At 75.3% G+C, this 10140-nt stretch carries 10 protein-coding genes; 7 read left to right on the top strand and 3 right to left on the bottom strand.

Features of this window, described 5'->3' with window-relative positions; genetic code table 11:
* Positions 1–207 precede the first annotated feature (207 nt).
* From ABZ920_RS24975 to ABZ920_RS24990, 4 genes are all read left to right on the top strand, one after another.
* Positions 208–870 (top strand): class I SAM-dependent methyltransferase, encoded by a 663-nt coding sequence (locus ABZ920_RS24975; protein ID WP_361509056.1) that lies wholly within the window; start codon positions 208–210, stop codon positions 868–870.
* A 10-nt stretch (positions 871–880) separates the two neighbouring features.
* A complete protein-coding gene (locus ABZ920_RS24980; protein ID WP_361509059.1) occupies positions 881–1852 on the top strand; it encodes an N-acetylmuramoyl-L-alanine amidase in 972 nt (323 codons plus the stop codon).
* Positions 1853–2008: 156 nt separating this feature from the next.
* Positions 2009–2764 carry a hypothetical protein gene (locus ABZ920_RS24985; protein WP_361509061.1) on the top strand — a complete coding sequence of 252 codons (756 nt, stop codon included), beginning with the start codon at positions 2009–2011 and terminating at the stop codon, positions 2762–2764.
* A 178-nt stretch (positions 2765–2942) separates the two neighbouring features.
* Positions 2943–3236, top strand: coding sequence for a hypothetical protein (locus ABZ920_RS24990; protein ID WP_361509064.1), 294 nt, complete (start codon positions 2943–2945; stop codon positions 3234–3236).
* 55 nt (positions 3237–3291) lie between these two features.
* On the opposite strand, the gene ABZ920_RS24995 is transcribed toward ABZ920_RS24990, so the two are convergent.
* From ABZ920_RS24995 to ABZ920_RS25005, 3 genes are read right to left on the bottom strand one after another with little or no spacing between them, the layout of a single operon-like run.
* Positions 3292–4362 (bottom strand): prenyltransferase/squalene oxidase repeat-containing protein, encoded by a 1071-nt coding sequence (locus tag ABZ920_RS24995; protein ID WP_361509067.1) that lies wholly within the window; start codon positions 4360–4362, stop codon positions 3292–3294.
* Positions 4359–5147, bottom strand: a complete 789-nt coding sequence (locus tag ABZ920_RS25000; protein ID WP_361509069.1) for a methyltransferase domain-containing protein — start codon at positions 5145–5147, stop codon at positions 4359–4361. The genes ABZ920_RS24995 and ABZ920_RS25000 overlap by 4 nt, the downstream gene beginning before the upstream one ends.
* Positions 5141–6613, bottom strand: coding sequence for a glycosyltransferase family 4 protein (locus tag ABZ920_RS25005; RefSeq protein WP_361509072.1), 1473 nt, complete (start codon positions 6611–6613; stop codon positions 5141–5143). The genes ABZ920_RS25000 and ABZ920_RS25005 overlap by 7 nt, the downstream gene beginning before the upstream one ends.
* A gap of 206 nt (positions 6614–6819) precedes the next feature.
* Between ABZ920_RS25005 and ABZ920_RS25010 the strand changes: the two genes are divergently transcribed.
* From ABZ920_RS25010 to ABZ920_RS25020, 3 genes are all read left to right on the top strand, one after another.
* Entirely contained in the window at positions 6820–7485 is a 666-nt protein-coding gene (locus ABZ920_RS25010; RefSeq protein WP_361509075.1) for a TetR family transcriptional regulator, read from the top strand.
* A 641-nt stretch (positions 7486–8126) separates the two neighbouring features.
* Entirely contained in the window at positions 8127–9365 is a 1239-nt protein-coding gene (locus ABZ920_RS25015) for a prenyltransferase/squalene oxidase repeat-containing protein (protein WP_361509078.1), read from the top strand.
* Positions 9365–10057 carry an SCO2322 family protein gene (locus ABZ920_RS25020; RefSeq protein ID WP_361509208.1) on the top strand — a complete coding sequence of 231 codons (693 nt, stop codon included), beginning with the start codon at positions 9365–9367 and terminating at the stop codon, positions 10055–10057. Before ABZ920_RS25015 ends, ABZ920_RS25020 begins: the two co-directional genes overlap by 1 nt.
* Positions 10058–10140 lie beyond the last annotated feature (83 nt).

The following is a 10140-nucleotide window of genomic DNA, read 5'->3' on the forward strand; positions in this document are numbered from 1 at the left end:
CGGCCCCCCCCTGGGCGCGGGGCCCGGCCCCGGCGCCGGGGGGCCCCCCCCCGGCCCCCCGCGCCGGGGCGCAACACGCACGCCCGACGCACCCGCGCCCGCCGTCGGCCGTGCCGCTGAGATGCACGCCACCCGCACCCTCCGTCGTCCGCCCGACGGGGGTGCGGCAGCATGGGGCCAGACGTTCGTACGACCGGAGGGACCCTGATGACCGCGGCACCGAAGCCGGAGATCCTGGCCGCGTTCGAGGCCGCGAAGGGGTTCATGCCCACGGACGAGGGGCTGGCGCTGTACGCGGCCGCCGTGGACGCCGGCCGGCTCGGGCTGCCCCTGCTGGAGGTCGGCACGTACTGCGGGCGCTCGACGATCCTGCTCGCCGACGCGGCCCGGCAGGCCGGCGTCACGGCGCTCACCGTCGACCACCACCGCGGCAGCGAGGAGCAGCAGCCCGGCTGGGAGTACCACGACCCGGAGACGGTCGACCCGGAGATCGGGCTGATGGACACGCTGCCCACCTTCCGGCGCACGCTGCACGGGGCGGGCCTGGAGGAGCACGTGGTGGCGCTGGTCGGCCGCTCGCCGCAGATCGCCGCGTTCTGGAACACCCCGCTGGGCCTGGTGTTCGTCGACGGCGGGCACACCGACGAGCACGCGGGCGCCGACTACGAGGGCTGGGCGCCGCACGTGGCCGAGGGCGGTCTGCTCGTCATCCACGACGTGTTCCCGGACCCCGAGGACGAGTTCACCGGGCAGGCCCCGTACCGGGTCTACCTCCGGGCCCTGGAGTCCGGCGCGTTCACCGAGGTCTCCGCCACCGGCTCGCTGCGCGTGCTGAGGCGAACGGACGCGGCGGGCCGGGGACGCGGTTAGAGTCACTGACGTGTCGTACGCAGGCCCGGACTTCGATTCCCCCCAGCCGCCCCGCCGTTCCCGCCGCCGGCCGCTGGCCGTCGCCCTCGCCGCGCTGGTGCCCGGCGCCCTGCTGGGCTGGCTCGTGTACGAGGCGGTGGGCGCCCCGGGCGGCTCGGACGCGGGGGCCCGGCAGAGCGCGTCCGCCGGGACGGCCTCGCCGGTGCGGCCGGTCGTGCCCGGCGACGACGGCAAGCGGCCCAGCCCGCCGGGGTCCGTGTCGCCGACGCCGGCGCCCTCGTCGGCCGCTGCCGCCGCCGGCGGGCCGCTGAAGGGGAAGGTCGTCGTCATCGACCCGGGCCACAATCCGGGCAACTTCCGGCACACCGCCGAGATCAACCGCTCCGTGGACATCGGCACCGGCCGCAAGGAGTGCGACACCACGGGCACGTCCACCAACGACGGGTACGCCGAGGCCCGGTTCACGCTGGAGCTGGCGCACCGGCTGCGCACCCTGCTCGAACAGCAGGGCGCCACGGTGAAGTTGACGCACGACGACGGCACCCGGGCGTGGGGACCGTGTGTGGACGAGCGGGCCCGGATCGGCAACACCGCGCACGCCGACGCCGCGGTCTCCCTCCACGCCGACGGGGCGGCCGCGGGCGACCGCGGCTTCCACGTCATCCTCCCGGCGTCCGTGCACGCCGGGGCCGCCGACACCCGTCCGATCGCCGCCGCCTCCCGCGACCTCGGTGAGCGGATCGCGGGCAACTTCGTGCGCGCCACGGGCAACGCGCCCTCCAACTACGTCGGCGGCGGCACCGGTCTCGTCACGCGCCGGGACCTGGGCGGTCTCAATCTGTCAACGGTTCCCAAGGTGTTCATCGAGTGCGGGAACATGCGGGACGGCAAGGACGCGGCGCTGCTGACCAGCGGTGCCTGGCGGCAGAAGGCGGCGCAGGGGATCTCCGAGGGAATCGTGGGTTTCCTGCGCGGGTCCTGACCGGCGGGCCGATCCCGGCGGACAGCCTCAGGGCGCGGACGATAGTGTCGGCCGTACGACGAGGGGTCATCCCCGCGCTTGACACCGGGGGCTGCGGCGACATGGTGACAGCGACGCCTCCACCGACGACGAGACGACCTATTCGAAGGACCTGAAGTGAATATCCGCTCCCTCACTCGGGGCGACGGCGTGGTGATCGGAGCAGCGGTGTTGCTGTTCATCGCGTCGTTCCTCGACCTGTCCGACGCTCTCTTCGCCTCGAACGCGTGGGACCAGCTCGGGCTGGGCTTCGGCGTCTACCTGGGCGGTGTGATCGGTGCCGCGCTCGTTGTGACCGCCCGTCTGCTGCCGCAGCCGCGCAAGGTCGCGGGCCTGGAGCTGGGCACGGTCGGCACCGTGCTGGCCGTCTCGGCGGCCTGGGTGCTGCTGTGGACGCTGATCGACGCGGTCAGCGCGGGCGCCGGCCTGATCCTCGGCTTCCTCGCCGCGCTCGTCATCGCCGCCGCGGCCGTCGCCACTCCCCTCGTTCCCGCCCTGCAGGCGGGCCTGGTCCCCGCCCCGAGGCCGGCCGCGCCGCAGCCCTACGGCGCCCAGCCGCAGGGCGGTTACGGCTACCCGGGTGCCCAGCCGCAGCCGTTCGGCGGGCAGCCCCAGCAGGGGCAGCCCTACGCCGGGCAGGTGCCGCAGGCCCCGCAGGACCAGCAGCCGGCGGCGCCGTTCTCGCCGTTCTGGTTCGCCGTGCCGGGGCCGCGCCCGCTGTACGCGGAGGACGGCTCGCCGGCGCAGATCGCCGAACTGTCGCCGGGGGTCTGGTACCTGGCCGTGGAGCAGCGCGGCGCCGGGCTGCTGACGGAGATGCAGGACGGCCGCCGGGGCGTACTGCAGGACGCTTCGAACATCCAGCGCGGCTGAGCGCCGCAGCCGTACGACGGCCCCCCGCCCCTCCGGGCGGGGGGCCGTCGTCGTGCCGGGTTCCGGCCGGGCGGCTCGGAGTGCCGGGCGCAGCCAACTCGACCCGGCGGGTGGGGCGTTGCGGCGGCCGGGCGGGGCGGCGCGGTTTCAAACGGGATTCCGGGGCCAGACGGACAGCATGTCCCCTGGATATCGCAGAGGATCCCACTCCGCCGGAACGGTCGTCGCGGTGATCGCGGACGTCATGGCCGTCATCCTCGGACTGTGGATCGTGATGTACCTGCTGGAGGCGAACCGGGCCAACGACCTGGTGCGGTTCGTCCATGACGCGGCCGACTGGCTCGCCGCCTGGTCGCGGGACCTGTTCACCTTCGACGAGGCCTGGGCGCGCGTCGTCGCCGGCTACGGCCTGGCCGCCGTCGTCTACCTGTTCGTCGGCCACGCCGTCGCGGCCCGGCTCGGACGCCGCTGACCCGTTCCCGCGCGGCCGGCGCCGTCACGGTCGGCGGCGCCGGCGGCGGGCGGGGTCAGAGGCAGCAGTCGGAGTCGAGGCCGCGCGGCAGGCGGTCGGCGGTGAAGACCGTGCAGGTGGCCTCGTGGCCGCCCAGGGCCGCGACGGCCAGCAGCAGCGAACCGGCGGTCCAGGTGGTCAGTTCGCGGGGCCAGACGGCGTCGTCGTCGAAGACGTAGCCCGTCCAGTACAGGCCGGTCTCCGGATCGCGCAGGTGCTGGATGGACTGCAGGACCTCCAGGGCGCGGTCCGACTCGCCCACCGCCCAGAGCGTCAGCGCCAGTTCGGCCGACTCGCCGCCCGTCACCCACGGGTTGGGCACCACGCAGCGCACTCCGAGGCCGGGGACCACGAACCGGTCCCAGTCCGCCTCGATGCGCTCCTTGGCCTCCGCTCCCGTCAGCGCCCCGCCGAGGACCGGGTAGTACCAGTCCATCGAGTAGCGGTTCTTGTCCAGGAACCGCTCCGGGTGCCTGCGGATGGCGTGCCGCAGCGCGCCCACCGCCAGTTCCCAGTCGGGCTGCGGCTCCTCGCGCTGCTCGGCGATCGCCAGCGCACAGCACAGCGCGTGGTGGATCGAGGAGGATCCGGTCAGCAGGGCGTCGGTGGTGGGCGTGCCGTCGTCCTCCCGCTTCCAGCCGATCTCGCCGCCGGGCTGCTGCAGCCGCAGCACGAACTCGACCGCCGCGTACACCACCGGCCACATGCGGTCCAGGAAGGTGTCGTCGCCGGTCGAGAGGTAGTGGTGCCAGACGCCGACCGCGATGTAGGCGACGAAGTTGGTCTCCCGGCCCCGGTCGGTGACGTCGTCCGGGTCGCCGTCGGCGTAGGCGGCGTACCAGGAGCCGTCGGGGTGCTGGTGCCGGGCCAGCCAGGCGTACGCCCGCTCGGCGGCGTCGTGCTGGCCGGCCGCGTCGAGCGCCATCGCCGCCTCGGTGTGGTCCCACGGGTCGAGGTGGTGGCCCCGGAACCACGGGATGGCGCCGTCCTCCCGCTGTGCGGCGAGGATGCCGTGGACGGTCGCGGCGGCCTGCTCGGCGGTGAGGACCCCGGGCAGGACGAGGTGTTCTGTCCGGGGAGTGGTCACCGGGCGGCCGCCTCGGACTCCGCAGCCGTGCCGGCGGTCCCGGAGTCCGCGCCCGCCCCGGCGAGCCGCGGCAGGTGCGGCTTGGTCGCGTAGGCGACGAAGCTCTTGCCGATGACCGGGTTCAGCGCCCGCTCGGCCACCCGGGTGGCCAGGGGCTTTTTCATGATGTCCCAGACCAGCAGCTTGTGGTACGCCCGCACCGGCAGCGCCTTGTCGTTGTCGACGCCGAAGGCGCACTTCAGCCACCAGTACGGCGAGTGCAGCGCGTGCGCGTGGTGCGTGCCGTACGGCCTGAGGCCGGCCTCGCGGATCTTCGCCAGCAGCTCGTCCGCCCTGTAGATGCGGATGTGGCCGCCCTCGACCTCGTGGTAGGCGTCGGACAGGCTCCAGCAGACCTTCTCCGGGCCGTAGCGCGGCACGGTGATCGCTATGCGCCCGCCCGGCCTGAGGACCCGCACCATCTCGGCGAGCACGCCCTTGTCGTCCGGGATGTGCTCCATCACCTCGGAGATGATGACGACGTCGAAGGACTCGTCCGGGAAGGGCAGCGCCAGCGCGTCGCCCTCCATCGCCGTGGCGGTGGCGCCGGCCGGGGCCTCCCCCGCCTCCTTCATCGCGGCGAACCACTTGGCGACCTCGCGGATCTCCTCGCCGTTGCGGTCGAGGGCCACGACCTGCGCGCCGCGGCGGTAGCACTCGAACGCGTGCCGGCCGGCGCCGCAGCCGAGGTCCAGGACGCGGTCGCCCGGGGCGAGCGGGAACCGGGAGAAGTCGACGGTCAGCACGTGGCCCTGCTTTCGGCGTTGGAGGCGATGGGGGCGGTGGGAGCGGGCGCGGCAGGTTCGGCGGTGAGGCCGCCGGCCGCGTCGGCGGTGATCGCGGGGGCCGTCGCACGGACGGTCCGTGGGGCGCCGGGGCGGGCGGCCGCGGTGTCCGCGGGGCGCCGGACGGCCGCTTCGGCGACGGCCCGGCGGTAGTGGGCCACCGTTCCCTCCGCGGCCCGCGCCCAGGTGAAGTGCCGCAGCACCCGCTCGCGGCCGGCCCGGCCCAGCCGGTCCCGCAGCTCCGGGTCGCCGAGCAGCCGGTTCAGCCCCGCGGCCAGCGCGCCCGCGTCGCCGGGCGGCACCGCGAGGCACGTCTCCCCGTCACGTCCGGCGACCTCGGGGATCGCGCCGCCGGTCGTGGCGACCAGCGGCGTGCCCGTGGCCATGGCCTCGGCCGCCGGCAGGGAGAAGCCCTCGTACAGCGACGGCACGCAGGCGACCTCGGCCGAGCGCACCAGGTCGACGAGTTCGGCGTCCGAGACGCCCTTGACGAACTCGACGGCGCCCTCGAGGCCGTACCGCTCCACGGCCTGGGCGACCGGCCCCTCGGTGGGCCGCTTGCCGACGACGACGAGGTGCGCCCCGGGGTGTTCGGTCCGCACCTTCGCGAGCGCCTCGACGAGGAAGACCAGGCCCTTGAGCGGCACGTCCGCGCTGGAGGTGGTCACGATCCGGCCCGGCACCTTCGGCACGGCGGGGTCGGGGGAGAACAGGCCGGTGTCGGCGCCGATGTGGACGACGTGGACGCGGTCCCCGCGCACGCCCAGGTGGTCGACGATCTCCTGCCGGGACGAGCCGGAGACGGTCAGCACCGACGGCAGGCGCCGCGCCACGCGCTTCTGCATGCGCGTGAAGGCGTACCAGCGGCGCACGGACAGCCGCCGCTTCCAGCTCTCGGCGGCGTCCAGCTCCAACTGCCGGTCGACGGTGATGGGGTGGTGGATGGTGGTCACGAGCGGGGCGCCGACGTCGCCCAGCAGCCCGTAGCCGAGGGTCTGGTTGTCGTGCACGACGTCGAACTCGCCGCGCCGGGCGCGGAGATGACGGCGGGCGCGCAGGGAGAACGTCAGCGGCTCGGGGAAGCCGCCGGTCCACATGGTGGCGACCTCGAGCGCGTCGATCCAGTCGCGGTACTCGTCGCGCCCGGGGGTGCGGAAGGGGTCCGGCTGGCGGTAGAGGTCGAGGCTGGGCAGCTCGGTCAGGGTCAGGCCGTCGTACCCCTCGTCGAGGACGGGGTAGGGCTGGGCGCCGATCACCTCGACGCGGTGGCCGAGGCGGGCCAGCTCGCGGGAGAGGTGGCGGACGTAGACGCCCTGGCCGCCGCAGAACGGGTTTCCCTTGTAGGTGAGGAGCGCGATGCGCAGCGGGCGCTCCCCGTCCGCGGCACGGTCCTCGCGGGGACCCGCCTGACTGGCCTCAGCGGTCACTTGGGGCCCCCTTCTGCCTGCACTGCCACGCGAGATTACGCCGGGACGATAATCTAGAACAAGTTTCAGACTTGATCGTTCAGGAGGCTCCGAATCTACCGGCAGGTAGCGGCGCCGCGAGAAGTGGATCAGGTGATTCACGCCACGGCGCGCACCCTGCCATGCTGTTCGAACATCCGCCCTCACCGACTGTCACGGACGGGACCATGCCTGCGGAAGCCAAGGGGGAAGCCGGTGCCGCCCGGCCCTCCGCCAGCGTCGACCCCGTTGGAGCGGGCGCGGCGCCGCCCCTGACCGAGCGGCAGGAGGCCCGGCGCCGCCGCATCCTGCGGGCGAGCGCGCAGCTGGCCGGCCGGGGCGGGTTCGACGCGGTGCAGATGCGGGAGGTCGCGGAGTGCTCGCAGGTGGCGCTCGGCACGCTGTACCGGTACTTCCCGTCCAAGGTGCACCTGCTGGTGGCCACGATGCAGGACCAGCTGGAGCACCTGCACGGCACGCTGCGCAGGAAGCCACCGCTGGGAGCCACGCCCGCGGAACGGGTCGTGGAGACCCTGATGCGGGCCTTCCGGGCGATGCAGCGGGAGCCGTACCTGGCCGACGCGATGGTGCGCGCGCTGACGTTCGCGGACCGCAGCGTCAGCGCCGAGGTCGACCAGGTGTACCGCCTGACCACGGCGATCGTCCTGGAGGCCATGGGCCTTGAGGACCCCGACCCCGAGCAGCTGTCCGTGGTCCGCGTGATCGAGCACACCTGGCACTCGGCGCTCATCACCTGGCTCTCGGGCCGCGCCTCCATCGCCCAGGTCGGCACCGACATCGAGACCGCGTGCAGGCTGATCGGCCTGACGGCCCCTGGGGACGAGCAGCACTGACCTACGACGGGCGCGCTCACCCCGGCGGCGGCCGGCGCTGACCTACGACGGGCGCGCGCTCACCCCGGCGGCGGTCGGCGCTGACCTACGACGGGCGTGCCCCCTTGCCCGAAGACGGTCGCTGCCCCTCCCCCGGCGTGCTCCCCCGCCCGGGGAGGCCGGACGCCGGCCCGCGGACGGCACGCTCCCCCGCCGGGGACGGCCGGAGCCGACCCCCGACGGGCGTGCCCCCTGGGGACGAGCGGTGCCGGCTCACGGCGGGTGCGTCCACGCCGCCCCCGGGACGCACGGCCTGCCCTCGGCCCCTTGATTACGGGCCGGTAGAGTGTGCGCGTCGTCATCACGCCCGTACGGGGGGAAGCCGGTGCAAGTCCGGCGCCGACGCTTCGCCGGGCTCCGGGCCCGCCCGGGCAGGGGGAAACCGCTGCCGTGCGCCGTCCGCGAGGGCGGTGGGCCGGACCGCCCCGCGCGGTCGGCCGACCGGCCCACGCGCGTCGGCTTCACGCCGGCGCACGTCACCGTCCAGGTGCGCGGAGCCCGGCGGCCGGGTCCTTCCGGGCTGTCCGGCTTCCGCCAGGGGGAGCGGAAGGGGGCGTGCCCCGGACGCGACCCGCACAACAAGGAAGAGGCATCCGCCGATCATGAACGTCCGCCGCAGCGCCGCGGCCCTGGCCGCCGTCGCCGTGATCGGCACCGCGGCTCCCGCCGTCGCCGCCGACTCCGCCCCGTCCGCTTCACCGTCGCCGGTGATCCCCTCGGGGCTGTACGGCAGCACCGACCCGCAGTACGACGGCGTCTGGCGCCAGTCGCTCGCGTTGCTCGCCCAGCACACGGCGGGGGTCAGGCCCGCGGCGAAGGCCGTCGACTGGCTGACCGGGCAGCAGTGCGCCAACGGCGCGTTCGCCGCCTTCCGCGCCGACGTCTCCACGGCCTGCGACGCCAAGGTCATGGTGGACACCAACAGCACGGCCGCCGCCGTCCAGGCCCTCGCCGCGCTCGGCGGCCACGGGGCCGAGACCGGCAAGGCGGTGTCCTGGCTGAAGTCCGTGCAGAACGCGGACGGCGGCTGGGGCTACACGCCCGGCGGGCCCAGCGACACCAACTCGACGTCCGTCGTCGTCGGCGGGCTCGCCGCCGCCGGCGACGAGCCCGCGCAGGTCGTGAAGGGCGGCAAGTCCCCCTTCGACGCCCTGCTGAAGCTGGCCCTGCCCTGCTCCGGCGACGGGGCGGGGGCGGGCGCCTTCGCCTACCAGCCGGACAAGAAGGGCGCGCTCACCGCCAACGCGGACGCCACGGCGGCCGGCGTCCTCGCCGCGCTCGGCCTGGGCCTGGACGCCGGGCCCGCGAAGGGCGCCGCGCAGGCGCGGTGCGCCGACGCGGCGAAGCCGACGCCGCGGCAGGCCGCGGCCAACGGGGCGTCGTACCTGGCGCGAGCGGTCGGGAAGACCGGCTACCTGACGTCCGTGCTGCCCGGCGCCACCGACCAGCCCGACTACGGCAACACCGCCGACGCGGTCGTCGCGCTCGCCGCGCAGGGCGGGGCCCGGCAGGCCGAGAAGCCGCTGCGCTGGCTGAAGCAGCACGCGGAGGCCTGGGCCCACGAGAGCGGCCCCGCCGCCTGGGCGCAGCTCGTCCTCGCGGCCCACGCGACGGGCACCGACCCGCACGACTTCGGGGGCATCGACCTGGTGGAGCGGCTCAACGCCACCGGCCCGGCCCCGCAGGCGGCGGAGAAGGCGGGCACGCGCGCCGGAAACGAGGACTCGGACGAGCAGAACGGCTCCGTCTTCGGCGTCTGGTGGTTCGTCGGCGTCTGCCTCGTCGCCGGCGTCGGCATCGGGTTCCTGATCAGCGGCCGCGCCAAGAGGCAGCAGCCGTGATCCGCCGCGCCCGCGCCCGGGCCGCGACGCCGCCGGCCGCGCTGCTCGTGGCGCTGCCGCTGCTCGCCGTGCTAGTCCTGGTGGCGGGCGCGGCGCAGGCGCAGGCCACCGGCTACCGGTACTGGTCCTTCTGGGAGCGCGACGGCGGCCGGTGGACGTACGCCACGCAGGGGCCGTCGACGGCGCGTCCCTCCGACGGCGACGTCCAGGGCTTCCGTTTCGCCGTCAGCGAGGACTCCGAGGACGCGGCCGTGCCGCGCGGCACGGCCAACTTCACGGCGATCTGCGCGAAGACGCCCGCGGAGCAGGGCAGGAAGCGGGTCGCGCTGGTCCTGGACTTCGGCACGCCCGCCGACGCGCCCTCCGGGGAGACACCGCCGGCGTCGCGCACGGCGTGCGCGCGGGTGTCCTCCGACGCGACGACGGCGGAGGCGCTGGCCGCCGTCGCGGGCCCGCTGCGGTACGACCCGAACGCGCTGCTGTGCGCGATCGCCGGCTACCCCCGGCGGGGCTGCGGCGAGCAGGTGTCGGCGGAGGAGGACCCGGCGGCGCGGACGGCTTCGCCGAGCGCCGCCCCGGGCGGCGGCGAGGACCACGACGGCCCGTCGGTGGGCCTGGCCGCCGGCGCGGCGGCGGTGGCGGCCCTGGCCGCGGCGGCCGTGTGGCAGGCCCGGCGGCGCGGGAATGCGTGAGGCGCCGGACGCCGCGGACACGAGCATGGCTCGGGACCCCGCGGGCACGACCGACGCCCAGGACCCCGCGGACACGAACGACC

The organism is Streptomyces sp. NPDC046831, from assembly GCF_040645305.1.
Taxonomy (GTDB): Bacteria; Actinomycetota; Actinomycetes; order Streptomycetales; family Streptomycetaceae; genus Streptomyces.